The organism is Haloglomus litoreum, assembly GCF_029338515.1.
Lineage (GTDB): Archaea > Halobacteriota > Halobacteria > Halobacteriales > Haloarculaceae > Haloglomus > Haloglomus litoreum.
This window is the reverse complement of record NZ_CP119988.1, coordinates 366421-389564: the sequence shown is the minus strand read 5'-3', so window position 1 is coordinate 389564 and position 23144 is coordinate 366421. Positions and strand designations below refer to the sequence as shown.

23 protein-coding genes are annotated in these 23144 nt (G+C 70.7%); 5 read left to right on the top strand and 18 right to left on the bottom strand.

Annotated features, from left to right (window positions below; genetic code table 11):
- Positions 1–12 precede the first annotated feature (12 nt).
- Positions 13–906: an ABC transporter ATP-binding protein gene (locus P2T62_RS01875; protein WP_276259794.1), complete on the bottom strand. Its 894-nt coding sequence runs from the start codon at positions 904–906 to the stop codon at positions 13–15.
- Positions 906–2045 carry a FecCD family ABC transporter permease gene (locus P2T62_RS01870; RefSeq protein WP_276259793.1) on the bottom strand — a complete coding sequence of 380 codons (1140 nt, stop codon included), beginning with the start codon at positions 2043–2045 and terminating at the stop codon, positions 906–908. Before P2T62_RS01870 ends, P2T62_RS01875 begins: the two co-directional genes overlap by 1 nt.
- A 269-nt stretch (positions 2046–2314) precedes the next feature.
- On the opposite strand from P2T62_RS01870, the gene P2T62_RS01865 reads away from it, so the two are divergent.
- The gene (locus tag P2T62_RS01865) at positions 2315–2731 is read left to right on the top strand and encodes a metal-dependent transcriptional regulator (protein ID WP_276259792.1); all 417 of its coding nucleotides are present in this window, start codon (positions 2315–2317) and stop codon (positions 2729–2731) included.
- Positions 2732–2746: 15 nt separating this feature from the next.
- Here P2T62_RS01865 and P2T62_RS01860 read toward each other — a convergent pair whose 3' ends face one another.
- The 7 genes from P2T62_RS01860 to P2T62_RS01830 form a co-directional block, all read right to left on the bottom strand.
- The gene (locus P2T62_RS01860; protein WP_276259791.1) at positions 2747–3013 is read right to left on the bottom strand and encodes a hypothetical protein; all 267 of its coding nucleotides are present in this window, start codon (positions 3011–3013) and stop codon (positions 2747–2749) included.
- Positions 3010–3477, bottom strand: coding sequence for a DUF7552 domain-containing protein (locus P2T62_RS01855; protein ID WP_276259790.1), 468 nt, complete (start codon positions 3475–3477; stop codon positions 3010–3012). Before P2T62_RS01855 ends, P2T62_RS01860 begins: the two co-directional genes overlap by 4 nt.
- Positions 3477–4700, bottom strand: a complete 1224-nt coding sequence (locus P2T62_RS01850; RefSeq protein WP_276259789.1) for an ABC transporter substrate-binding protein — start codon at positions 4698–4700, stop codon at positions 3477–3479. The genes P2T62_RS01855 and P2T62_RS01850 overlap by 1 nt, the downstream gene beginning before the upstream one ends.
- Before the next feature lie 2 nt (positions 4701–4702).
- Positions 4703–5917, bottom strand: a complete 1215-nt coding sequence (locus P2T62_RS01845) for an ABC transporter substrate-binding protein (RefSeq protein ID WP_276259788.1) — start codon at positions 5915–5917, stop codon at positions 4703–4705.
- 57 nt (positions 5918–5974) lie between these two features.
- Positions 5975–6880, bottom strand: coding sequence for a hypothetical protein (locus P2T62_RS01840; protein ID WP_276259787.1), 906 nt, complete (start codon positions 6878–6880; stop codon positions 5975–5977).
- A 124-nt stretch (positions 6881–7004) separates the two neighbouring features.
- The gene (locus P2T62_RS01835) at positions 7005–8153 is read right to left on the bottom strand and encodes an ABC transporter substrate-binding protein (RefSeq protein WP_276259786.1); all 1149 of its coding nucleotides are present in this window, start codon (positions 8151–8153) and stop codon (positions 7005–7007) included.
- A gap of 63 nt (positions 8154–8216) precedes the next feature.
- Positions 8217–8465, bottom strand: coding sequence for a hypothetical protein (locus P2T62_RS01830; RefSeq protein ID WP_276259785.1), 249 nt, complete (start codon positions 8463–8465; stop codon positions 8217–8219).
- Between the two features lie 125 nt (positions 8466–8590).
- On the opposite strand from P2T62_RS01830, the gene P2T62_RS01825 reads away from it, so the two are divergent.
- The 3 genes from P2T62_RS01825 to P2T62_RS01815 all read left to right on the top strand — a co-directional run bounded on the left by P2T62_RS01825 (position 8591) and on the right by P2T62_RS01815 (position 12747).
- A complete protein-coding gene (locus P2T62_RS01825; protein WP_276259784.1) occupies positions 8591–10084 on the top strand; it encodes a RecJ family nuclease in 1494 nt (497 codons plus the stop codon).
- Positions 10085–10187: 103 nt separating this feature from the next.
- The gene (locus P2T62_RS01820) at positions 10188–11303 is read left to right on the top strand and encodes a DHH family phosphoesterase (protein ID WP_276259783.1); all 1116 of its coding nucleotides are present in this window, start codon (positions 10188–10190) and stop codon (positions 11301–11303) included.
- Positions 11304–11346: 43 nt separating this feature from the next.
- On the top strand, positions 11347–12747 hold the full coding sequence (locus P2T62_RS01815) for a sodium-dependent transporter (RefSeq protein ID WP_276259782.1): 1401 nt from the start codon (positions 11347–11349) through the stop codon (positions 12745–12747).
- 24 nt (positions 12748–12771) lie between these two features.
- Here the strand turns inward: P2T62_RS01815 and P2T62_RS01810 are convergent, their stop codons facing one another.
- The 8 genes from P2T62_RS01810 to P2T62_RS01775 form a co-directional block, all read right to left on the bottom strand.
- Positions 12772–13782 carry a TIGR03617 family F420-dependent LLM class oxidoreductase gene (locus P2T62_RS01810; RefSeq protein WP_276259781.1) on the bottom strand — a complete coding sequence of 337 codons (1011 nt, stop codon included), beginning with the start codon at positions 13780–13782 and terminating at the stop codon, positions 12772–12774.
- A gap of 77 nt (positions 13783–13859) precedes the next feature.
- Complete coding sequence (locus P2T62_RS01805) at positions 13860–15065, bottom strand: MFS transporter (protein WP_276259780.1); 1206 nt, start codon at positions 15063–15065, stop codon at positions 13860–13862.
- Between the two features lie 210 nt (positions 15066–15275).
- Positions 15276–16202: a DMT family transporter gene (locus P2T62_RS01800; RefSeq protein ID WP_276259779.1), complete on the bottom strand. Its 927-nt coding sequence runs from the start codon at positions 16200–16202 to the stop codon at positions 15276–15278.
- Positions 16199–17029 (bottom strand): ABC transporter ATP-binding protein, encoded by an 831-nt coding sequence (locus P2T62_RS01795; protein ID WP_276259778.1) that lies wholly within the window; start codon positions 17027–17029, stop codon positions 16199–16201. Before P2T62_RS01795 ends, P2T62_RS01800 begins: the two co-directional genes overlap by 4 nt.
- A gap of 2 nt (positions 17030–17031) precedes the next feature.
- Complete coding sequence (locus P2T62_RS01790) at positions 17032–17910, bottom strand: ABC transporter ATP-binding protein (protein WP_276259777.1); 879 nt, start codon at positions 17908–17910, stop codon at positions 17032–17034.
- Positions 17903–19081 (bottom strand): branched-chain amino acid ABC transporter permease, encoded by a 1179-nt coding sequence (locus P2T62_RS01785; RefSeq protein WP_276259776.1) that lies wholly within the window; start codon positions 19079–19081, stop codon positions 17903–17905. The genes P2T62_RS01790 and P2T62_RS01785 overlap by 8 nt, the downstream gene beginning before the upstream one ends.
- 1 nt (position 19082) lies before the next feature.
- A complete protein-coding gene (locus tag P2T62_RS01780; RefSeq protein ID WP_276259775.1) occupies positions 19083–20033 on the bottom strand; it encodes a branched-chain amino acid ABC transporter permease in 951 nt (316 codons plus the stop codon).
- 5 nt (positions 20034–20038) lie between these two features.
- Positions 20039–21382, bottom strand: a complete 1344-nt coding sequence (locus P2T62_RS01775; protein ID WP_276259774.1) for an ABC transporter substrate-binding protein — start codon at positions 21380–21382, stop codon at positions 20039–20041.
- Between the two features lie 173 nt (positions 21383–21555).
- Here P2T62_RS01775 and P2T62_RS01770 point away from each other — a divergent pair, with 173 nt between their 5' ends.
- Positions 21556–22383, top strand: coding sequence for a proline dehydrogenase family protein (locus P2T62_RS01770; protein ID WP_276259773.1), 828 nt, complete (start codon positions 21556–21558; stop codon positions 22381–22383).
- 36 nt (positions 22384–22419) lie between these two features.
- On the opposite strand, the gene P2T62_RS01765 is transcribed toward P2T62_RS01770, so the two are convergent.
- A complete protein-coding gene (locus P2T62_RS01765) occupies positions 22420–23139 on the bottom strand; it encodes a helix-turn-helix domain-containing protein (RefSeq protein ID WP_276259772.1) in 720 nt (239 codons plus the stop codon).
- Positions 23140–23144: the final 5 nt, after the last annotated feature.

Here is a 23144-nt window from a genome sequence, read left to right as displayed (position 1 = left end):
GACACCGGACCCCTACTCTAGCGGCCGCCGAGGGACGATCTCCGGGCCATCCAGCCCCTCACGAACCGTCGCGTCGACGCCGAACACGTCCGCGAGCAGTTCCTCCGTCACCACCTCGGTCGGTGGCCCCCAGTCGTAGGGCTCGCCGTCCTGCATGGCGATGAGGTTGTCCGCGTAGCGGGCGGCCTGGGAGATGTCGTGGAGGACGACCCCGACGGTCACGTCGCGGTCGGCGTTCAGCGACCGGACCGTCTCCAGCACGTTCAGCTGGTGGCGCAGGTCGAGGAACGTCGTCGGCTCGTCCAGCAGCAACACGTCGGTCTCCTGTGCCAGCGACATGGCGACCCAGGCGAGCTGCTTCTGTCCGCCCGAGAGGTCCGAGATGGGGCGGTCGCGGAGGTGCTCGACGCCAGCCTGTTCGATGGCACGGTCGACGGCCGACCGGTCGGCGTCCGCCAGGCCGTCGAGGAAGCCACGGTACGGGTAGCGCCCGTGCTGGACGAGGTTCTCGACGGTCAGCGAGCCCGGCTCCTCGCGCTCCTGGGAGAGCAGTCCGACCTTGCGGGCGCGGGCCTTGTCGTCGAGGGCGTACACGTCCTGGCCGTCCAGTTCGACGGTCCCCGACCACGGTTCGAGCTGGCCGGCGAGCGCCTTCAGGAGCGTCGACTTCCCGCTCCCGTTCGGCCCCACGAGCGCGGTCACCTCGCCCGCGGGGATGACGACGCGCTCGCACTCGACGACGGGCTCGTCGGTCGCGGGGTAGCCGATGGCGAGGTCGCGCCCGACGAGTTCGCTGGCGGCCGCCCCGGCCTCCGCCGACCCCGGCGAATCCCCCGTCCGGTCGCCCGTCCCGTGGTCGCTCGAGGCCGGCCCGTCGTCCGTCTCTGTCGCGCGTGTCCCATCCATCAGAGGTCACCCAGGTTCTGCTCCCGCCGCATCAGGTAGAGGAAGTACGGCCCGCCGACGAGGCCGGTGACGATGCCGACCGGGAGCTGGATGGGCGCGCCCGTGGCGAACTGGAAGGCCAGGCGCGCACCCAGGTCGGCCGCGACGAGGAGCGCCGGGCCGACGAACGCACAGCCGACCATCAGCCGGCGGTAGTCACTCCCGACCACGGTGCGGACCATGTGCGGGACGATGAGGCCGACGAAGCCGACGATGCCCGCGACGGCGACCGCGGCCGCGGCCGCGAGGATGGCCAGCGCCGAGAGGAGGAAGCGCGCGCGCTCGACGCGCATCCCGAGCGCGCTCGCGGTCGACTCGCCCAGGAGGAGGACGTTCAGGTAGCGCGCGCCCAGGACGGCGCCGGGCAGCACGAGCAGCGTCGGTGGGAGAATCATCCGGACCTGCTCCCAGTCGACGCCGGTCAGCGACCCCGTGGTCCACGCGATGGCCGCCTGCACCGTGCCCAGGTCCGAGGCGAAGAAGAACAGCGCCGTCTGCATCGAGTTGAGGACGGTCCCGACGATGACGCCCGCCAGGACGAGGCGGACGGGGGAGGTGCCGCCCTGCCACGCGATGGCGTAGACGACGAGGAAGGCGACGGTACCGCCGAGCGCCGCCGTCAGCGGGAGGAGCGCGGCGAAGTTGGCGAAGACGACCAGCGTCAGCAGGACGGCGAAGCCGGCCCCCGAGGAGACGCCGAGGATGAACGGGCTCGCGAGTTCGTTGCGCGTGACCGCCTGGAACACCGCGCCCGAGAGCGCCAGGTTCAGGCCGACCAGCGCGCCCACGAGGACGCGCGGCAGGCGGACGTTCCAGACGATGAGCGTCGTCGTCGGCAGGTCGAACTCCGTCCGGAAGCCGAGCGCGCTCGCCAGGCCGTCACCGAGGACGAACGACGCCAGCACGTTCGGCCGAAACCACACCAGCGGGTCGAAGACGGCGCCGACGACCTGCCAGAACGTCATGTCGTAGGCGCCGAAGCGGACCTGCACCAGCCCCGCCAGCACGGTGACGACGAGCCCCGCCGCACAGGTCACCGCGAGCGAGCGGTCCAGCCAGCCGACCTCGCGACCCAGCACCTCGCGTGTCTCAGTCGCCATCCAGCCCCTCCGTGAACATCTCGTTGTATTTTAGGCCAACCTAAGCATTCATGAGGGTTGCGGTTCGGGGTTCCTCTGGGCCGCAGACGGGTGCGCCGGCCGCCCCGGCAGGCCGGCGCCAGCGCCGTCGCGAGCGGCGCGGCGGACCCGAATTGTTTTGTATATTTAGGCTAGCCTAAAATCATGGTGAGTGCGCGAGTCATCGACGGACGGGACCGGCGGGGCAGCCGGACGCGCGGCCGAGGCGCCCCCGCGCGGAGGGCGGGCGGATGAGCGGGCGGGACGAGTACGTGCTGGCGCTGTACATCGCCGAGCACCAGGGCGACCCGCCGGTTTCGCCCGGGCGGGTGGCCGAGCGGCTCGGCCGGTCGCCGGCGACGGCCTCGGAGATGTTCCGCAAGCTCGGCGAGGACGGGCTGGTCGACTACGAACCGTACGAGGGCGTCGCGCTCACCGACGCGGGCCGGGCCCGCGCCGAGGAGCTGCACGAGACGTACGTCCTGCTCTCGTGGTTCTTCCGGAGCGTGCTCGACCTCGACGACCACGAGGGGAAGGCGATGGAGATGGCCGCGGTGATGGACCACGAGGTCGCGGCCGAACTGGTCGAGACGCTGCCGTACGACGCGGAGGTCCCGTCGGGGCTGGATGGGCCCGTCGCCGTCGGGGAGGACGACACTGAGGAGTAGTGGGTCGCGACGGTACTACCGCCGGACCGGCACCGGATCGTCCGCGGCGATGAACACGCCGTCACCGTCCTCGGGCCCGAGTGCCATCGCCCCGCCATCACCGTGATAGACGGTCCACTCGGGCAGCGAGGGGATGCCGTAGTCCGCGGGGTCGCGGAAGCTGGCGGCGAGGGACCACGTCCGGGCGCGCATCGCCCCCGGTTCGGCCGCAGCGACCGAGTCCTGCCCGCTCCCGGACGTGGCAGCCACGTCGGTATCGGTCGCCGGCTCGTCCCCGGTCATCGCTCGCCCCCCATCGTCCGGAGCTGCCGCTCGACCACCTCGTCGTCGAGCAGCGCCTCGGGCCCGACGAGGTCGACGATGGGCGCGTTCTCGACGCGGAGCCACTCGTCGCGGCCGTCGCCCGCCAGCGTGACGGTCCGGCGGGTCCGGGGGAGGCCGTTGGCCCGGCGGCCGGCCGTCGTCTCGCGGACGCTGGCGAAGCCGAGCGAGGAGTCGGTCTCCTCGCAGACCACGAGGTCGTACTGCTCGCAATAGGGGTCGAGTTCACGGAGCGCCTCGCGGTAGGCGACCGCGGCGTCGCGGGCGCGTTCGGCGGCCTCGAACGACGGGAAGCGCGAGCCCCAGACCGGCGGCGGCCGCACGCCCGTCTCCGCGCAGGCGACCGCGAACGCGCCGTCGGGGTCGGCCAGTTCCTCGACCCGCTCGCGGGCCCGGGTCAGTGCCGCTGCCGCGTCGTCGGGCATCAGGGTTCCCCCCGGACGATGCTCGCCACGCGCTCGCGGTCGAACAGCCGTTCGCCCTCGGGGAGTTCAGGGTACGGCGCCCCGGCCTCGTAGCCGGGCCACGCGCCGAACTGCTCGGGGTAGAGCTGCTTGGCGGTCATCTCCAGCTGGAACAGGTTCATCAGCGGCCCCTGCGTCGGGGTGCCCGAGGGGTAGAACCGGTCGTTCCGGATGGCCGCGAGCTCCGCCCCCACCTCGTCGTTCGCGACCGTCTCGCGGATGCTCCCCACGTCGTAGTAGGAGGCGATGCCGAACTGGTGGAGGATGACGTCGGGGTCTATCTCCAGCAGCCCCTCGTAGCCGTAGGTGGTGTCGTAGTCCACATCGTCGAACGCGTCGACGGCACCCAGCGGCCGGACGTGGGCGTTCGCGAACCCCGTCGAATTGATGTTCGACGGGTAGAACGTCCCCTGCGAGAAGATGACCGCGCCGACCGTCGGGCGCTCGTCCTCTGGCGGGAGGCCGTCCTCGATGGTCGCCAGCAGGTCCTCCCTGACCGACTGGAGTGCCGCGGCGCGCTCGGATTCGCGGAACACCGCCCCCACGCGCCCGGCGAGTTCGGGCAGGGTGTAGTACTCGTACCCCTCGCGGCAGCCCTCGGGCGGCTGGCCGTGGTTCCGGCTGTAGACGTTGCCGAACCAGGGCCCGACCTGCTCGCGGATGGCCTCGATGTCGGCGGCACCCCACCCGTCGAACGAGCGGAACAGGCATGGGTCCGCGAGGTGGAGGTCGCTGTCGAGTTCGTACAGCAGCTCCTGGTCGACGCGGATGTCGCCGGAGCCGCTGTTGAGCTGGGTGAGGTCCTCGTACTCGAACGAGACGCCCGGGAGCCGCTCGTAGTAGGCGTCCAGCGTGTTGCCGCCGGCCGCCGCGTCGAACCCCAGCGAGTTCACCGCGTCGCCGTGGCCGAACGCGACCGCCATGTCCGCGTACAGCAGGCTGTACACCATCACGTCCTCGGGGACGGCATCGAAGGCGACCTGGCCGACGGGAGCCATCGATACCGTGTACGAGCTGTCGGTCGGGCTCGCGGTCGGGTCGCCGGAGCCGCCGGTACCGACCAGCGAGTCTGTACAGCCCGCGAGCAGGCCCGCGCCCGCCGTGGCGCCCGCACCGAGCAGGGCGCGGCGGGTCGGTGTCTCGCGGGTCGGTGCTGCCGTCGTTCCGGTGTCGTCGCCCGTCATGATCAGACCTTCCCGTCGAGGATATCCGCCACCCGCTGGCGGTCGAACAGCTGCTCCTCCTCGGGCACGTCCAGCGGCGCGTCGAGGTCGAGTTCGCCGAACGTCTCGGGGAAGAACAGGCGCGCGGTCAGTTCGGTCTGGAAGGCGTTGACGAGCGGCCCCTGTTCGGCGGTGGGACCCGGCAGCACGCGCCCCTCCTGGACCGCGGTGAGGTCGCTGCCGGCGCTGGACTCCTCCATCGGCGTGACGAACCGCTTCTGGAACTCGGCCGCGTCGAACGCGCCGTCGCCGTCGAAGGTCACCGAGCCCGTCGTGATGCCCCAGTGGACCACGATGGCGTCGGGGTCGACCTCCAGCAGGGTCTCGTAGTCGGTCTCGCCGTACTGGCCGGTCTCGACGCCCTCGAACGCGTCCGCGTCGACCAGCCCGAGGTCGCGGTACGGCTTCATCTCGTAACCGTCCTGGGCCAGGTTGAGGACGTAGAACTTCCCCTTCTCTGGACTGGAGCCGCTGTTGATCAGCGCGATGGACGGCGACTCGGCGTCGTCGGGCAGGCGGTCCTGCAGGTTCGACTGCAGGTCCGCGTGGAGGTCGAGCCACGCCTGGGCGCGCGCCTCCTCGTCGAGGACCGTGCCGACCTTCTGGAACGCCTCCAGCATCGTCGGCGCCTGCTCGGGGTAGCCCAGTTCCATCTGCCAGTCGCCGCGGATGCGGCGGTTGTGGCAGCCGAAGAAGGGGGCGACGTTCGACCGGAGCTCCTCGGTGTCCTCGGCCGCCCAGTTGTCGTCCCACTGTTCGAGGAGGTTCGGGTCGAAGAGGAACACGTCGGGGTCGCGGTCGTACATGACCTCCTTCGACCAGCCGCCGTTCTGCCAGAGCGCCGCGTAGTCGGTGTCGTAGTCGATGTCGAACCGGTCGTAGAACAGTGTGGGCGCGCTCAGCCGGTTCGTCCGGAGCTTGGTGGCCTGCCCGAGCGAGACGACCATGTCCGCCCAGCCCATGTTGTACGTCGTCAGCGACTCCGGGACGGACTCGAACTCCACCTCGCCGACGGGGAACAACTCGGCCGTGTAGGAGGTGTCCGTCTCGGTGGCCGTCGGGTCGCTGGAACCGTCGCCGGAGCCGCCGTCGCCATCGCTCGTACAGCCCGCGAGCAGACCCGCACCCGCCGCTGCTCCCGCGCCCAGTACGTCGCGCCGCGTCGGTCGTCGTGGCATTACGTTTTAGGCTCGCCTAACGATACAAGAACCCGTCGATGTTTCGGCCGGCCTAAATCACTGGCCGAGGCCACCCGGTCCCGCCGGGTGCCCTGGATGGCCCGGGGGGAGCGCCGGGTCGCCCTGCTCGTCGGGCGCCGCCACCGCCTCGGCCGCGTCGTCGTGGCCCTCGGCGATGGCGGGCAGGTCGGCTGTCGGGGCGTCGCCGGCCGCGAACGCGACCCGTTCGTCCCGGAAGGCGAGCGCCTCGTCGTCGGCGTCGCCCCCATCGCCGGCCACCGCGCGGTCGACCGCGACCCCGGCGTACCCCAGCGCCTCGGCCGCGCGGCCGGCGACGTACGACTCCCCGTCCGCGAGCTGCTCACGGAGCGCGTCAGCCACGTCCGCCACCCAGCCCGGTTCGACCTCGGCGACCGCCGCCAGCGCCGTGACGAGGTGGTAGCGCACCACCGCGGAGTCGTCGTCGAGCGCGTCGGCGATGTCGGGCACGAGGGTGCGGAGCGCCGCCGCGTCGGCCAGCGCGCAGTCGGCCAGCGCGCCCGCGTAGCGCTCGCGGGACTCCTCGCGCTCGAGTTCGAGCCCGTTCAGCAGGCGCGCGAGCAACGACGGGTCGACCTCGCCGCGGGCGCGGGCCACCCGCCCGAGCGCCTGGACCGCCCGGCCCCGGACGTAGTAGAAGTCGTCGTCGAGCGCGTCGCGGAGCGGCGCCGTGGGAACCGCGCCGGGTCGCGCCTCGGCCACCGCGAGGTACGTCTTCGCCGTCAGCAGTCGGGTCGAATCGCGGTCGTCCGCCAGCAGCGGCGCGAGGCCGGCGAGCGCATCGGCGACGGCGTCGGGGTCGCTCTCGGCGCGTTCGCGCAGCGCGGTCGCGAGTTCGTGCCGGGCGTCGCCGTCGTCGGGGCAGGCGGCGGCGAACGCCTCGGGGCCCTCACGGGCGGCATCGAGGAGGGGGGTCAGATCCATGTGGGGCCGTCGTTGCGGGGTATGGTGAATCCGGCGGCGATGCATTCGCACTCTGTACGTTAATCGTTTTGTGGGCCACCTATGTTTAGAATTCTGTTTTTCTGCCACATATATGCCGAATATTTTACTTATCTCCCGTGATGATACCCGCCAATTCATCCCGGTCGAACAGCTCGCCGGAGTAGGTGTCCGGGAACAGCTCCAGCGCCAGCCGTTCGGTGACGAACAGGTGCTGGATGGGCCCGAGGTAGATGGGGCCGCCGCGGAGCACCCGGTTCTCCTGCACCGCGGTCAGCTCGCTGGCAGTATCGTGCTGTTCCATGAACGCGACGACGGTGTCCTCGAACTCCCCGCGGCTCTTGTCCTCGTGGCCGCGGACGAACAGCGCGTCCGGGTCGACCTGGAGCATCGCCTCGTAGTCAATCTGCCCGCGCTCGGTCGTCGAGAGCCCCTCGATGCCGGTCCCGGCGAGCGCGTCCGGGATACCCAGGTCGCGGAACGGCTTCTTGTTGGTCCCCTTGTCGGTGAGCCGGTAGGGGCTGAACGCCTCGGGTTCGTCGGAGCCGGCGAAGCAGAGCAGTCCGTTCGGGCGGGCGTCGGCGCTCGGCAGCGACGCCTGCAGCGCCGCGAGGAAGTCGTCGTGGAACGCGCGGAAGGACTCGTAGCGCTCCTCCTCCTGATGGGCCTTGGCGACCTTCCCGAACGCCTCGTACAGGGTATAGAAGCGGTAGTCGTGCCACTTGTCCGTCCGGCGGAAGATGCTGTTGCCGAGGAACGGGGCCACGTTCTCGGACAGCTCCTCGATGTCCGCCTGCTCGAACCCGAAGAAGCCGTTGTTGACCAGCCACTCCGGGTCGATCATGTGGAGGTCGCTGTCGAGGTCGTAGAGCAGCTCCTTGTCGATGCCGCTCTCGCCGACGAGTTCCGTCAGCGACGACTTGTCGATGGAGACCCCGTCGAGTTCGTCGTAGTGGTCGACGTGGTAGCGGCTCACCACGCCGACGGAGTTGACGCTGTCCGCGTGGCCCACCGCGACGGCCATGTCGGCGTAGCCGGGGAAGTAGTGGGCCACGGACTCCGGCGGCCGGTCGAACGACACCTCGCCGGTCGGCGCCATCGAGACGGTGTAGGTGTCGCCACCGTCGCCACCGTCACCGCCGCCGGTTCCACCGAACCCCTCCGAACAGCCCGCGAGCAGCGTTGCGCCGGCGACGCCGGCACCGGTTGTCAGCACGTCCCTGCGCGACACGCCGCGACCGCTGTGGTCTGCCATACGTTTTAGGCCACCCTAACTATTGAAAAGCCCGTCGAATTTTAGGCCGCCCTAACCAGACCGTCACTCGCCGGTCGCGGGGCCGGCCGTCCCACGGGACACCACCAGACCGAGTGCCACCAGCACCGCGCCCAGCAGGCGGACGCGGGCGTTCGTGCCGTCGCGGGGGATGAACGCGGCGTCCAGCGTCTCGGCGTACACGGCCCGGACCACGTCGACCGTCAGGTTCGGTGCGAGGAGGTGTGCGAGACCGGCGAGGCAGAGGAGCCAGCCGCCGGTCCGTCGCTCCACCGCTGAGAGCTGAACACGCATACAGGCCCGTCGTTGGGGGAGGGCATAATTCCGTGCCCGGCGAGGGGCCGGACGGACCGCGGCCGAGCGGGAGGCAGGGGAAGCCGACCGCAGGTTTATCCGGGAACCCGACCCACCCTCGGGTAATGGCTGCCACCGTTGCCGCACCGGACCCCGATGAGATGCCGGTGCCGGAGCTGGCCGAGGACGCCGCACGCTGCGCCCGGCGGCTCGCCGCGGCCGACCGGGTCCTGCTGGCCTCACACATCGACGCCGACGGCCTGACCAGCGCCGCCGTCGCGTCGACGGCGCTCGAACGCGCGGGCATCCCGTACGAGGTCGTCTTCGAGAAGCAACTGGACGCCGAGTCAGTCGCCGGCATCGCCGACCGCGACTACGACACCGTCCTGTTCACGGACTTCGGGAGCGGGCAACTCGACATCATCGCGGCCCACGAGCGCGCGGGCCACTTCGAACCCGTCATCGCGGACCACCACCAGCCCGCGACAGGGGAGGCCGCCGACGGAGGGGCGTGCGAGACGGAGTTCCACCTGAACCCCCTCCTCCGGGGGCTGAACGGCGCCTCGGAGCTGTCGGGCGCGGGCGCGGCGTACGTCCTGGCGCGCGCACTCGAACCCGTGGGCGCCGAGCGCGAGCACGGGCGCGACGCCGACAACCGCGACCTCGCGGCACTCGCCGTCGTGGGGGCCGTCGGTGACATGCAGGCCTCGGGCGGCGAGCTGCACGGCGCCAACGCCGGCATCGTCGCCGAGGGGGTCGCGGCCGGGGTGCTGGACGAGGGGCAGGACCTCGCCGTGTACGGGAAGCAGACCCGACCGCTCCCGAAGCTCCTCGAGTACGCCACCGACACGTTCGTCCCCGGGATATCGAACGACGAGGCCGGCGCCATCGAGTTCCTCCGCTCGCTGGACCTGGACCTGCAGGACGCGGACGGCGACTGGCGGACCTGGGTCGACCTCCCGCGGGAGGAGCAGCAGGCGATCACGTCGGGGCTCATCGAGCGGGCCATCCGCTCGGGCGTCCCCGCCCACAAGGCCGAGAACCTCGTCGGGACCACCTACACGCTGCTGGACGAGCCAGTCGGGACGGAGCTGCGCGACGCGAGCGAGTTCTCGACGCTGCTGAACGCGACGGCCCGCTACGAGCGCGCCGACGTGGGACTGGCGGTCTGCCGAGGGGACCGCGACGCGGGACTGGCGCGGGCGCGCACGCTCCTCCGGGACCACCGGCGGAACCTCTCCGAGGGGCTGAACTGGGTCAAGCGGACCGGCGTCACCCGCGAGGACAACCTCCAGTGGTTCGACGCCGGCGACGAGATCCGCGAGACCATCGTCGGCATCATCGCGGGGATGGCGGTCGGCACCAGCGGCGTCGACCGGAACACGCCCATCATCGCGTTCGCCCGGAAGAGCGACGAGGAGACGAAGGTCTCCTCGCGCGGGACCCCGGCCCTCGTGGGGCAGGGCCTCGACCTCTCGGTCGTGATGGGCGAGGCCTCGGCCGCCGTCGGCGGCGGTGGCGGCGGCCACGACGTGGCGGCGGGCGCCACCATCCCCGCGGGCGAGGAGCGCGCGTTCATCGAGGAGGCGGACCGTATCGTCGGCGACCAGCTGGGCTGAACGGCACCGACGCCCCGTTCCCCGGGTCGAGAGCCACAGCGGTCCGCTCTCGCGTGTCGGGACGCCCCCACACACCCATGTGTCCAGACGCCGAAGGCGAGGTATGCAACAGCACGACGGGGACGACGGGAACGGCGAGGTGGAGCCGCCCACCGACGGCGACGCGGCGACGGACCCACCGCCGGCGGTGGCACCGGCGGACCCGACCAGCGACCGCGCGCGGGAGCTCCACGACCTCCTCGGCGAGGCCGAGGAGCTGACCGTCGTCTGCCACGACAACCCGGACCCGGACTGCCTGGCGAGCGCGCTCGCCCTCTCGGAGATCGCCACGGACGCCGGCGTCGGCGACGTCGTCCTCTGCTACGGCGGTTCCATCTCCCACCAGCAGAACCGCGCGTTCGTCAACCTCCTCGAGGTCGAGCTCCGGGCGTTCGAGCCGGCGTTGCTCGACGACCGGCTGGTCGCGTTCGTCGACCACTCGGTCCCGGGCGAGAACAACGCCGTCCCGACCGACACCGAGGTCGACGTGGTCATCGACCACCACCCCGCCGAGTCGGTCGAGGCGCGGTTCGTCGACCACCGCGAGTCCGCGGGCGCGACGGCGACCATCCTCACGGAGTACGTCCGGGCGCTGGGGCTGGGCCTCGACGGCCGGCTCGCGACCGCGCTCCTGTTCGCCGTCCGCCGGGAGACGCTGGGCTTCCTCCGGGGCGTGACCGCCGCCGAGCACGAGGCCGCCGCCGTCCTCCACCCGCACGCCGACAGCGAGACGCTCCGGCGGCTCGCCAGCCCGCCGGTCACGGGTGCGACGGCCGACGCGCTCGGGACGGCCATCGACAACCGCGAGGTCCGGGGCTCGGTCCTCATCTCGCACGTGGGGCGAACCGGCGAGCGCGACGCGCTCCCGCAGGCCGCCGACTACCTCGTCGAGCTGGAGGGGGTCCAGACGGCCGTCATCTTCGGCATCGTCGAGAACTGCCTCGAACTGAGCGGCCGGACCACCGACTCGCGGATCCACGTCGGCGAGGTGCTGGCGGAGGCCTTCGACGACGTCGGCAGCGCCGGCGGCCACCGGGAGATGGCCGGGGGGCGGGTCCCGCTGGGCCTGTTCGCCGACGCGTCGGCCGACGAGCGGCTGGTCGGCTTCGTCGAGGGCATCGTCACCGACCGGCTGGTCGAGGCGATGAACCTGCCCGAGGACGAGACCGAGGAGGAGTAGCTGGTCCCGCACGCTTTTCTCACCCGGGCGAGAGCCCCCGGCGATGGCAGAGCAGTGGTCCTCGCGGCTGGGGTTCGTGCTGGCGACGGTCGGCGCGGCCGTCGGGCTGGGCAACATCTGGCGGTTCCCCGCGGTCGTGGGGCGCAACGGCGGCGGCGCCTACCTCGTCCCGTACCTGTTCGCGGCGTTCGCGTTCGCGGTGCCGCTGCTGGTCCTGGAACTCGGCGTCGGGCGCGACACCCGCGCGGACGTGGTCGGAGCCTTCAGGAGCGTGCGCCAGTCGTTCGTCCCGCTCGGGTGGCTCGTCGTCGGGAGCGTCCTGCTCGTCCTCTCGTACTACCTCGTCCTGACGGGCTGGGTGCTCTCGTTCGCGCTGGGCGCGCTGACCGGGCAGCTCCCCGCGTTCGGCGCGTACACGGACACGTGGGTCCCGGTCGCCGCGTTCCTCGTCGTGGCGGCGATGGCGGGGACGGTCGTCGCGGGCGGGGTGCAGGGCGGCATCGAACTGGTCTCGAGAGTGGTGATGCCGGTCGTGTTCGTCGCGCTCGCGGCGCTCGCGGCGTACGCGCTCACGCTCGACGGCGCGGCCGCCGGCCTCGAGTTCTTCCTCCGGCCCCGGTTCGACGCGCTCGGCGACCCGGCGCTGTGGGCGGCCGCCGTCGGGCAGGTGTTCTTCTCGCTCTCTGTCGGGCAGGGCATCATGCTCACCTACGGGCGCTACGTAGCGCCGGAGACCGACCTCGTGCGCTCGGCGCTCGCCATAACGGTCGCGGACGTGGGGGCGGCGATGCTGGCCGGCGTCCTCGTCTTCCCCGTCGTGTTCACGTTCGGGCTGGAACCGACGCTGGGGACGGAGCTCGCGTTCACGACGCTCCCGACGGCGTTCGCGGCGATGCCGGCCGGCGGACTGGTCGCGGTGGGGTTCTTCACGCTCCTCTTCTTCGCGGCGCTCTCCTCGGCCGTCGCGCTGCTGGAGGTCGGCGTCGCCGCCGGCGTCGACGCGACCGGACGCGAGCGCCGCCCGGTCACCGTCGGGCTCACGGCGGGCGTCGCGCTGCTGGGGCTGCCGTCGGCGCTCAGCTACTCCCCCCTCGACCTCGCGGTCGCCGGCGCGCCAGTCCTGGACCTCCTCGACGAGACGGTCGGGACGCTGGGCCTGCCGGTGACGGCGCTGGTCATCGCGCTCGTCTTCGGCCACGCACAGGACCGCGACCGACTGGTCGCGCAACTCGGCAGCAGCCGGCTCGTCCCGGTCGTCCGGTACGCCATCCCCGTCGTCCTCGTGGTCGTCGTCCTCTCGCGGGTCGTCGGGGGCGTGCCGCCGGCGTGGCGCCGCCTCCCAGCCGGCGGTGGGGTGAGCGCACCCGTCGCGCTCGTCGCGACGCTGCTCCTCCTGGGGCTCGTCGCGACGGGGGCGCTGGCGGCCCGGCGCGGGCGGACGTAGTCGGGTGAGCCGCCCACAGCGCGGTCAGAGCGCCCCGACCACGTCCTCCCAGAACGGCTCGGTCGGGTCGAACTCCAGCTGGACGCGGTCGGCGATGCCGCCGTACGTCTCCCGGATCTCGTCGGCCAGCTCCTCCGGCGGTGCCTCGACCGCGAACGCCTCGACCATCTCGTCGGTCACGAGGCGCTGCATCTCGCCCCACTGCCCCTCCTTCGAGAGTTCGTGCAGTTCCGGGCCGATGTCGTCCCAGCCATGGAGTTCGAACACGTCGTGGTAGGTCCGGGTGGAGCCGTAGAAGGCGATGCGGCCCCGGACCTCCTCGCGGCGGGCCGCCCGGCGGTCCGCGTCGCCCGTGATGACGAACGGGCTGGCCGACAGGGTGACCTCGTCCATCGACTTGCCCATCTTCTCCGCGCCGGCCCGGACGGTGGGCTCGATGACCTCCTCCGTGTACTCCGGCGTGTTGAAGATGTGCATGCAGAGGCCGTCGGCGGTGCCGCCGGCCATCTTCAGGTTGTACTCGTTGACGCCGGCGACCCAGATATCGGGCTGGCCCGAGTCCAGCGGCCCGGGGTCGAACGCCTCCGGCAGGAGCGAGAACTGGTAGAACTCCCCGTCGTAGTCGAATTCGTCGGCCTCGCCCTCGAACACGTCCCAGATGTGCTTGATGGACTCGACGACCTCGCGCAGGCGGGGGCCGGGGCGCTCCCACTCGAAGTCGACGGAGAACCGGCGCTCGTTGTGGCCCTTCACCTGGGTGCCCAGCCCGAGGACGAACCGGCCGTCGGAGTAGCGCTGGAGGTCCCAGCCCTGCAGGGCGAGGACCATGGGGCTCCGGGCGAACGCGGTGGCGATGCGGGTGCCGAGTTCGATGTCGGTCGTGTGCTCGGCGACGACCGGCAGCGGGAGGAAGGCGTCGAAATCCATCTCCGGCGCCCAGATGCCGTCGAAGCCTGCAGCTTCGGCCGCCTCGGCCAGGCCGGCGGTGTCCTCGTCCAGTCCCGGCACGCTCGCGTCGATGCGTAGTTCGGACATGGTATCACGCCACGCAGACGGGGGTGTTAGGTGTTGGTGCGTTCCGCGCTGCCCCGGGATGACCCGGGGGGACCCCGTCAGGAGTCGGTGTCGGGGGCGGAGTCGACCGCCGGCGCGGCGGCGTCCCCCTCCGAGAGCGGGACGAGGACCACCGCGCCGAGCAGACCGATGGCGCCGAACGTGCCGAACGCGACCACCCAGGAGTAGCTCTCGATGAGCCAGCCGCCGGCGATGGGCGCGACGAACGAGCCGGTGAAGCCGATGGTCGTCATCACGGTGAGGCTGGTCCCCTCGGTCCCCGGTGCGGCCAGCTCCCGGATGAGCACGTAGTAGACGCCGGTGCCGAGCTGGATCGCGAACGCGCCCGCCCCGAGCAGGACGACGAACGGCCAGAAGCCCCCGGCGAACGGGACCGCGACCAGGAGCACGAGCCCGGTCAGCAGCCCCCCGGCGAGCACCGGGCGGCGACGGTTGCCGATGCGGGCGCTGAGCCACCCGCCGCTGGTCCGGGCGACGATACCGACCAGCGGGACCAGCGCCGTGACCGTCCCCGCCGCCGAGAGCGAGAGCGACAGCACGTCCGTCCCGTACGTCGGCACCCAGCTGTTCAGGAACAGGTACAGCGCGTACGCACAGAACGTCGACACCGACAGCAGGAGGACCCGCGGGTTGCCGAGTGCTCGGGTGAACTCCGCCGTCGTCGGCGTGCCCGCGCTCCGGATGGGGCTGCCCGCGCCGACCCAGAACAGAGCCAGTCCCGCGACCACGAGTCCCGCGTGCAGGAGGAACACCCGCAGCGGGCCGACAGCGGTGCCGACGAGCGGGCTGGTCGTGTGCGCGAGGACGAACGCCACCGGCGGACTGGTCATGAACAGCCCGGTGGCGAAGCTCTGCCGCTCGCCGACGAACACCTCGCCGACGACGTTCGCACCGGCGGTGAAGACGAACCCGCCGACGATACCACCCAGCGCCCGCAGCGCGAGGAACGGCAGGAACGACCCGACCGCCAGCGTGGCGACGATGACGAGCACGAACAGCGCGACGCCCGGGGCCATCAGCCACCGGTTGTCGTACCGGTCCATCAGGTAGCCCCCCGGAATCTGTGTGACGATGGAGCCGACGATGGCGGCGCTGACGATGTCGCCCACGGCCGCTTTCTCGATGGCGAACTCCGCGACGAACAGCGGGGCGATGCTGGACGGCGCGATCATGAAGGCGTTGGCCCCGATGGAGACGAGGAAGCACCCGGCGAACACCACCCACGCGTTCGTCGTTCTGGACACGCGACTCGCGTACCCACGGGGGGAACAAACCAGTACCGGGACCACGGCCCCGCAGCAGCACCGGTGTCGAGGTGCAGACATTACTCCATAGATGCGCGTATTCGAGCCCTAATGCAGAATCCGACACATACAGGCCATCTTTCAGAGAGTAACGGCGCAATTACCGCTCAACGAGTTCCGTTCGCGAGCGCCCGCACGCCCGGACGGCCCTCACCGGCTCGTCCCACGGCCCTGGCGCTCGCGGCTCACCAGCCACACGCCCGCCGCGATGAGGGCACCGCCGGCGAGGAACCCGGGGCCGACCCGCTCGCCGAGCAGGGCCGCCCCGAGGGCGATGCCGACGACCGGCTGGACGAAGAAGAAGACCGCGACGGTCCCCGAGGGGACGAACTCCAGTCCCTTGTACCAGAGGTACCACGCGCCCGCGGTGGCGGCCAGCCCCAGGTAGGCGACGGCGAGGAGCGCGGCCGGGGTCGCCTGGAGAGTGCCGAGCCCCCGGCCGAGGGACCAGAGTTCGGCGACGGCCAGCAGTCCCAGCATCGGGATAGCGGCGAGGGTGGAGTACGTCACGGCGGTCAGCGCCGAGTACCGCCGGACGACGGCCACCCCGCGGACGGTGTAGCCGGCCCACGTGAGGCTGGCGGCCACGAGCAGGGCGATACCGGCGGCGTTGCCCGCCGCGATGGCTGTGAGGTCGTACTGGCCGGCGAGGACGACGACGGTTCCCGCGCCAGCCAGAGCGACGCCCGCCGCCCGCGCCCGGGTGACGCGCTCGCCGAGCAGGGCGGCGCCGAGGACGACCACGAACACCGGCGTCAGGACCGTCAGGAGCGACCCCTGGCTCGCGTTCGTCAGGTCGGTGCCGAGGAACTGGGTGACGATGGAGAGCGCGACCCAGCCGCCGAGTTCGACGAACGCCGGCCAGTCCTCGCGCGCGACGGGTCGGGACGCCGTGGCGCCACGGACGACGCTGAGCCCGAGCCACAGCGCGAGACCGCCGAGCGCGACGCGGAGGAAGCCGAGCGTGACCGGCGGGACGAACGCGAAGCTCCACTTGCTGACGACGTACAGCCCGCCCCAGAGCGCGGCGGCCGCGAGCGGAGCGAGCGCGAAAACGTAGCGGCGGAGGCCCGTCACGCCCCGCCGAGGTAGAGCCGCCCGACCTCGTCGTTGTCGAGCAGCTGGTCGGCGCGGTCCTCGAACCGGACCGTCCCCTGGTCGAGGACGTAGCCACGGTCGGAGATGGCCAGCCCCTCCTTCGCGTTCTGCTCGACCATCAGGATGGCCGTGTCCAGCTCGTTGACGGCCTCGACGTGGCCGAACACCTCCTGTGCGGTGTTGGGCGCCAGCCCCGCCGAGGGCTCGTCGATGAGGAGCACGTCGGGCTCCATCACGAGCGCCCGGGCGAACGCGAGCACCTGGCGCTGGCCGCCCGAGAGGGTCCGGGCCTTCGAGTCGCGCTTGTCGTCGAGGAGCGGGAACCGGTCGTACAGCTGGTCGATGACCTCCTCGAGGCCGCCCTTCCGGGCGACGCCGCCCATCCGGAGGTTCTCGTCGATGGTGAGCGAGCCGAACACGTTGTCGGTCTGCGGGACGTAGCCGATACCCTCGCGAACGATGTCCTCGGGGGCCATCCCGCCGATGTCGTCGCCGTGGTAGGTGACGGTCCCGGTCCACGGCGTCAGCATGCCGAAGATGGTCTTGAGCACCGTGGACTTGCCGGCCCCGTTCGGCCCGATGAGACAGACGATCTCCTCGGGGTTCAGGTGGAGCGAGCAGTCGTCGAGCACCTGGACCTCGCCGTAGCCGCTGTCGACGCCGTCCAGTTCGATGACCGGCTCCGTGCTCCCGTCGCCCGGGAACTCGAACTCGCCGGCATCGGCGTCGGTTTCCGCAGCGGTGTCGTCCTCGCGGGCACTGCCCGCTGTGGTCTCGTCCGTGTCTGGGGATGGGTTCTCGCTCATTGTCAGCCTCCGAGGTACGCGTCGATGACTCGTTCGTCGGTCTGGACCTCCTCGGGGGTGCCCTCCATCAGGACGCTCCCGCGGTCGAGCACGATGACGGGGTCGGCGAGGCTCATCACGAACTCCATGTCGTGCTCGATGAGGAGGAACGTCGTCCCCTGGTCGTGGAGCCGCCGTATCTGCTCGGCGAGTTTGTTCCGCAGCGTCGGATTCACGCCGGCGGCCGGCTCGTCGAGCAGGAGGATGTCCGGCTCGGCGAGCATCGCACGGGCGAGTTCCACGAGTTTCATCTGCCCGCCCGAGATCTTCGTCGCGGGCTGGGTGGCGAGGTGGTCGATCTCGAACTCGCCGAGGATGCGCTCGACGTCCGAGAGGTTCTGCTCCTCGTGCTCGCGCACCTCGTCGGGCGACGTGAACAGCTTCACGAACGACTCCCCGGGCTGGTGCTGCGGGCCGACCATCATCGCCTCGCGGACGGTCATCCCCTCCAGCTTGCGGGGCGTCTGGAACGTCCGGATGAGGCCGTAGTCGGCGATCTCGTACGGTTCGAGGTCGGTCACGTCCGTGCCGTTGACCTCGACGTGACCGGAATCGGGCTCGTAGAAGCCCGAGACGAGGTTGAACAGCGTCGACTTGCCGGCGCCGTTCGGTCCGATGAGGCCGGTGATGCTCCCGCGCTCGACCTGGAAGCTCGCGTGGTCGGTCGCGACGAGCGCGCCGAACGCCTTGACGAGGTCGTGGGCCTCGAGGACCACGTCCTCCTTCGAGAGGTTCGCGCCCGAGCGGGCGTGCCCGGCCGCGTCGCTCCCGGTCGCGGTCTGCGAGGCGGCGGCCGACTGCGTCTCCGCGTCGTCATCGACTTCCGCGTCGGCTTCAGTCATCGCTCTCACCCGCCTTGGCACCGCGGACGCCGCTCTCGGGGCGTTCCGGCGCGTCGTCGACGACGCCGGACCAGATGAGTTCTCGCTGTGGCGGGAGCACGCCCTGCGGCCGGAACCGCATCAGCAGGACGATGATGACACCGATGAGCAGCAGTCGCAGCGGTGCCACGTCGACCGGGATGAACGCGAGCTCGTTGAGGAAGCGCGTCCCCTGCTGGATGGCGACGATGACGAAGCCGCCGAACAGCGCACCCCGGTTGGAGCCGCTCCCGCCGAGGATGACCGCCACCCAGACGTAGAACGTCGTGATGGGGTTGAGGTCGCCGGGGCCGACGTACAGGTTCAGGTGGGCGTAGAACACGCCCGCCAGCGCCATGATGACGCTCCCGAGGACGAACGCCTGCATCTTGTACGAGTAGGTGTTCTTCCCCAGCGCGCGGGCGAGGTCCTCGTCCGAGCGGATGGTCCGCAGGACCCGGCCCCACGGCGAGCGGTGGACCCGCCGGAGGACGAGATAGCAGATGCCGACCAGCGTCAGGACGAGCGCGACGTTCAGCAGCGCCCGCCAGAACGGTGTCTGGAGGACGATGTCCGGGCCGGGCAGGAAGCTGATGATGACGCCCGGCATCGCCTCGGGGAACGTCTCCAGCACGGGCCAGCCCTCGAAGAAGCTCGGGATGCCGCGGACGCCGGCGCTCCCGTTGGTCAGGCCCTCCTCGTTGAGGATGATGATGCGGACGACCTCGGCCAGGCCGATGGAGGCGATGGCGAGGTAGTCCGCCCGCAGGCGCAGTGTGGGGATGCCGATGAGCAGCGCCAGCACCGCCGCGAGCACGAGCGCGACGAACAGCCCGACGATGGGCGGGATACCGCCGGCAAGCGGCGAACTGCTCGCGCTGGCGAGTGCGGTACCGTACGCGCCGATACCGAAGAAGGCGGCGACGCTGAAGTTGATGAGCCCGGAGTAGCCCCACTGGACGTTCAGCCCGAACGAGAGCAGCGAGTACATCCCGGCGAGGCCGACGAGGAACAGGAAGTACGACGGCCCGAGGCCGCCGGTGAGCAGGCCGAGCAGCAGGAGCGTGGCGAACAGCAGGACGAACGCCGTGACGCCCTGTTCGGCCCGCGTGAGGTCCGCCCAGTACCCCTGCGGGTCGGAGAGGACGGACATCTCAGGTCCCCTCCTCGTCTCCGGCGATGCCGTTGGGCCGGAACAGCAGGACAAGGACCATGATGACGAACGCGATGGCGTCGGCGTACTCGATGCCGATGGGGATGCCCCACGCGTCGGGGACGAGCGGGAGCAGCGAGCCCAGGTCCGAGAGCGCGGGCGTCAGCTCGTTGATCATCCCGATGAGGAACCCGCCCAGCATCGCGCCGTACACCGAGCCGATGCCGCCGAGGATGACCGCGGCGAAGATGAGCAACAGCAGGTCGAAGCCCATCCGAGGGCGGAGCTGGTTGAACAGGCCGAGGAAGACGCCGCCACTGCCCGCGAGGCCGGCGCCGATGACCCAGGTCCACAGCTTCACCCGGTCGGTCCGGATGCCGCTGACCCGCGCGAGGTCGGGGTTGTCCGCCATCGCGCGCATCTTCCGCCCGAGGTCCGTGTACTGGAGCAGGACGTGCAGCCCCGTCACCAGGACGGCGGCCGAGACGACGATGGCCACGTCGTGCTCGGTGACGCGGATGCCGTACGGCACCAGGGCCTCGATGGGGCGGAGCGCCTGGATGTCGAAGCGCGTGAAGTCCGCGCCGAACCCCATCTGGATGACCGCTCTGTACACGAACGCGATGCCGATCGAGGTGATGAGCAGACCGATGGAACCGACCTCGTCCAGCCCCTCGTAGACGACCTTCTCCGTGACGACGGCAACGAGCGCCGCCATCGCGATGCCGACCGCCAGCGCGATGAAGAACCCGAGCGGGAGCCCGAGTATCGCGCCGCCGAGCCCGCCGACGGCACCGAACGTGACCAGCGCCGAGTAGGCGCCGACGGTCATCGTGTCGCCGTGGGCGAAGTTGGCGAAGTCCGCGATGCTGTACACCAGCGAGAGCCCGATACTCCCGAGTACGAGGATGCTACTGTACACCAGCCCGTTCGCGAGGAGGTCGAGCACCATCCGTCTCAGCCTTCGATGAAGCCGATGCCCTCGTAGTCGTGGTTCTGGACCTCCGTGATTTGCAGGAAGCCGACCGGGTCACCGTTCTCGTCGAGGTCGATGGGACCGCTGACGCCCTGGTAGTCGACGTCGCTCGCGGTGCCGCCGTTCGCGAGGATCTCGGCGCCCGCCGCGAAGGAGGTGACCTGCTCGCCCTCCGGCCGGGTCACGTCGCGGACGACCTCGCCCAGCGCCGCGCCGGTGAACTCGTCGGCCGCCATGATCGAGAGCGCCGCCGTGACGACGCAGTCGTAGGCGTACGCCGACCACGCGGTCGGGGCCTCGCCGTACTCGCTCTCGAACTCCGAGGCGAAGTCCTGGTAGTTCTGCTCCTCGACGGGCGCGGAGGGGACGACGATCTTCATCCCGTCCATGCTCCCCTCGGGCGTGTTCTCCAGCACGTTGTCGCCGGAGACGGAGTCGGCGCCGTACAGCTGGGGCTCGTAGCCGTTCGAGAACATCTCGTTGACCATCGTCGCGAACTCCGCCTGGTAGGTGATGAACAGCCACGCGTCGGCGCCCGAGCCGTTCATCTCGGAGACGACACCGGAGTAGGACTGCTGGTCCTGGTCGTGGGGGTTGTTGTACGCCATCTCGCCGTCCCACGCGTTGACGAAGGCCTCGGCGAGGCTCGACCCGTAGTTGTTGTTGACGTAGGTCATCGCCACCTGGTCGTAGCCGTCGTCGGCGATGATGTCCGCGAGCGCGGTCGCCTGCGTGCGACCGGTCGGGGACATGCGGAGGAGGCCCGGGAAGTCGGTCAGGCCCAGCCCCGTCGAGTTCTGGCTCAACTGGACCACGTCGGTCCCCTGGATGACGCTCTCGTAGATGGCCAGCGACACGCCGGAGCCGACCGCCCCGATGACGAACGGGACCTGGTCCTGGTTGACGAGCTTCTGGGCCGCGGAGACGCCGCCCTGGTTCTCGGACTCGGAGTCCTCGACGATGATCTCGAGCTGACCGCCGCCGTTGATGCCGACCTCGTTGACCGCCGCCAGCGCGAGGTCCTTCCCGCGCTGGTTGCGCTCGCCGAACGCCGACAGCGAGCCGGTCAGCGAATCGATCATCCCGATGGTGTACGTGGTGCCGCTGCCGCCGTCGCCACCGTCGCCACCGCTGCCGCCGTCACCACCGTCACCGCCGCTCCCGCCATCACCGCCGTCACCGCCGCTTCCCCCGTCGCCACCGTCGCCACCGTCGCCGCCGTCACTGTCCGTGGTCGAGCAGCCGGCGATGCCGGCGATGCCGGCCGTTCCGGCGAGGGTCAGCAGCGTCCGCCTATCGAGTTCCCGAATGGTATCTCGTGACATACTGTCTACTGACTATAGCGCAGGTAACGGGCCTCAACTAGCGCCCTACCATGGTCGGGGACGACGACGTTCACCCGGCCAGTCACGGCTCCGGGTTCTTCCGTGCGCCATGAACGTGTCAGGAATATTTGGTCGGGCGTACTTATACGTCGGTCCGGTACGCGGGTGTGTGTATGATTCCCCCCATCGCCAGCAACTTCGTGGCGGGCGAGACGGCGGCCGACGCGATGGACCACGCCGCCGACCTGAACCGGCGGAACGTCGGCGCCATCCTCAACCTGCTCGGCGAGCACTACGAGGACCGGGCCGACGCCGACGCCGACGCCGACGCCTACATCGACCTCGTCGAGTCGCTGGCCGAGCGGGACCTGGACGCCTGTATCTCGGTGAAGCCGAGCCAGATCGGGCTGGAGGTCGGCGACCACGCGTTCGAGGAGAACCTCGCGCGCATCGTCGACGCCGCCGACTGTTTCGTCTGGATCGACATGGAGGACCACACGACGACGGACGTGACGCTGGACGCCTTCGAGCGCCACGCCCGCGAGACCGACGGGAACGTCGGCGTCTGCGTGCAGGCGAACCTCAGGCGCACGCGTGAGGACCTCGAACGCCTCGCGGACCTGCCGGGGAAGGTCCGCCTCGTCAAGGGCGCCTACGAGGAGCCCAGGGACATCTCCTACCGGAAGAAGGCCCGCGTCGACGAGGTGTACCGGGAGTACCTCACCTACATGTTCGAGGCGTTCGACGACGGCGTCGCCGTCGGGAGCCACGACCCGGCGATGATCGAGCTGGCCGAGGAGCTCCACGCCGAGCACGGGACGCCGTTCGAGATCCAGATGCTGACCGGGGTCCGCGAGGAGGCCCAGTTCGAACTCGCCGCGGAGTACCCCGTCTACCAGTACGTGCCGTACGGGAGCAAGTGGTTCTCCTACTTCTACCGGCGCATCCGCGAGCGCAAGGGGAACGCCCTGTTCGCACTCCGGGCGGTCATCGGGCGCTGAGAACGGATACGGCGGAGCGTTGCGAGTGGAGAGCGGCTACGGGTCCAGCAGTTTGGCCTCGGCCTTCCGCAGGTGTTCGAGCAGCGTCGTCTTCGAGACGTCGAAGTCGGCGGCCAGCTCGCGGGTCGAGGTCGCCCGGGGCCACTCGTAGTAGCCCTCGCGGCGGGCGTGCTCGAACACCTCGCGCTGCTGGACGGTGAGCGTGTCGAGGCGCTGGTCGCGGGGGGTGAGGCCGCCGGTCTCGCCGGTCGTGATGGAGTCGACCTCGACCTCGGCACCCGCCTGCTCGCGGACCCGGTCCAGGGCGTCCTCGATCTGCGAGCGCTCGTCGACGAAGCAGACCTGCCACTGCTCGCGCCCGTCCTCGATGCGGACCGGCGCGCTGTGGACGAACCCGTACTCCAGCAGCGTCGGGCAGACCATGTCCGCGGGGTCGTACTCGAGGAAGAACTCCCGGACGACGTTGCCGGGGGCGCTCCGCTCGCGCCCGAACCGCTCCTGCAGCTCGGAGAGGTCGCCGGCGTACTCCGACTCGCTGATAGCGTCCAGCAACCGTTCGACCTCCGCCTCGGTCTCCCCGAAGGCGGTGAACAACCCCCGGACCGACGACGGACTGTCGCCGTCGGTCCGGGGTGAGTTGTAGATCGCGTGTGCCAGTACCCCACCGCTGGTCTCCCCGGTCGCCTCGATGGCCCAGCAGTTCGGGTGCCAGAGGTCGAGGGTCAACCGCGTCGTGGTCCGTTCGACAGCAGCCATGAGTG

Excerpts from the sequence above, each read along its gene's own strand:
- P2T62_RS01850 (WP_276259789.1), bottom strand. The coding sequence starts at position 4,700 with ATGACGGGCGACGACACCGGAACGACGGCAGCACCGACCCGCGAGACA.
- P2T62_RS01865 (WP_276259792.1), top strand. The coding sequence starts at position 2,315 with ATGAGCGGGCGGGACGAGTACGTGCTGGCGCTGTACATCGCCGAGCAC.
- P2T62_RS01875 (WP_276259794.1), bottom strand. The coding sequence starts at position 906 with ATGGATGGGACACGCGCGACAGAGACGGACGACGGGCCGGCCTCGAGC.
- P2T62_RS01775 (WP_276259774.1), bottom strand. The coding sequence starts at position 21,382 with ATGTCACGAGATACCATTCGGGAACTCGATAGGCGGACGCTGCTGACC.
- P2T62_RS01820 (WP_276259783.1), top strand. The coding sequence starts at position 10,188 with ATGCAACAGCACGACGGGGACGACGGGAACGGCGAGGTGGAGCCGCCC.
- P2T62_RS01825 (WP_276259784.1), top strand. The coding sequence starts at position 8,591 with ATGGCTGCCACCGTTGCCGCACCGGACCCCGATGAGATGCCGGTGCCG.
- P2T62_RS01765 (WP_276259772.1), bottom strand. The coding sequence starts at position 23,139 with ATGGCTGCTGTCGAACGGACCACGACGCGGTTGACCCTCGACCTCTGG.
- P2T62_RS01780 (WP_276259775.1), bottom strand. The coding sequence starts at position 20,033 with ATGGTGCTCGACCTCCTCGCGAACGGGCTGGTGTACAGTAGCATCCTC.
- P2T62_RS01810 (WP_276259781.1), bottom strand. The coding sequence starts at position 13,782 with ATGTCCGAACTACGCATCGACGCGAGCGTGCCGGGACTGGACGAGGAC.
- P2T62_RS01785 (WP_276259776.1), bottom strand. The coding sequence starts at position 19,081 with ATGTCCGTCCTCTCCGACCCGCAGGGGTACTGGGCGGACCTCACGCGG.
- P2T62_RS01840 (WP_276259787.1), bottom strand. The coding sequence starts at position 6,880 with ATGGATCTGACCCCCCTCCTCGATGCCGCCCGTGAGGGCCCCGAGGCG.
- P2T62_RS01770 (WP_276259773.1), top strand. The coding sequence starts at position 21,556 with ATGATTCCCCCCATCGCCAGCAACTTCGTGGCGGGCGAGACGGCGGCC.
- P2T62_RS01830 (WP_276259785.1), bottom strand. The coding sequence starts at position 8,465 with ATGCGTGTTCAGCTCTCAGCGGTGGAGCGACGGACCGGCGGCTGGCTC.
- P2T62_RS01855 (WP_276259790.1), bottom strand. The coding sequence starts at position 3,477 with ATGCCCGACGACGCGGCAGCGGCACTGACCCGGGCCCGCGAGCGGGTC.
- P2T62_RS01795 (WP_276259778.1), bottom strand. The coding sequence starts at position 17,029 with ATGAGCGAGAACCCATCCCCAGACACGGACGAGACCACAGCGGGCAGT.
- P2T62_RS01835 (WP_276259786.1), bottom strand. The coding sequence starts at position 8,153 with ATGGCAGACCACAGCGGTCGCGGCGTGTCGCGCAGGGACGTGCTGACA.
- P2T62_RS01790 (WP_276259777.1), bottom strand. The coding sequence starts at position 17,910 with ATGACTGAAGCCGACGCGGAAGTCGATGACGACGCGGAGACGCAGTCG.
- P2T62_RS01845 (WP_276259788.1), bottom strand. The coding sequence starts at position 5,917 with ATGCCACGACGACCGACGCGGCGCGACGTACTGGGCGCGGGAGCAGCG.
- P2T62_RS01860 (WP_276259791.1), bottom strand. The coding sequence starts at position 3,013 with ATGACCGGGGACGAGCCGGCGACCGATACCGACGTGGCTGCCACGTCC.
- P2T62_RS01815 (WP_276259782.1), top strand. The coding sequence starts at position 11,347 with ATGGCAGAGCAGTGGTCCTCGCGGCTGGGGTTCGTGCTGGCGACGGTC.
- P2T62_RS01870 (WP_276259793.1), bottom strand. The coding sequence starts at position 2,045 with ATGGCGACTGAGACACGCGAGGTGCTGGGTCGCGAGGTCGGCTGGCTG.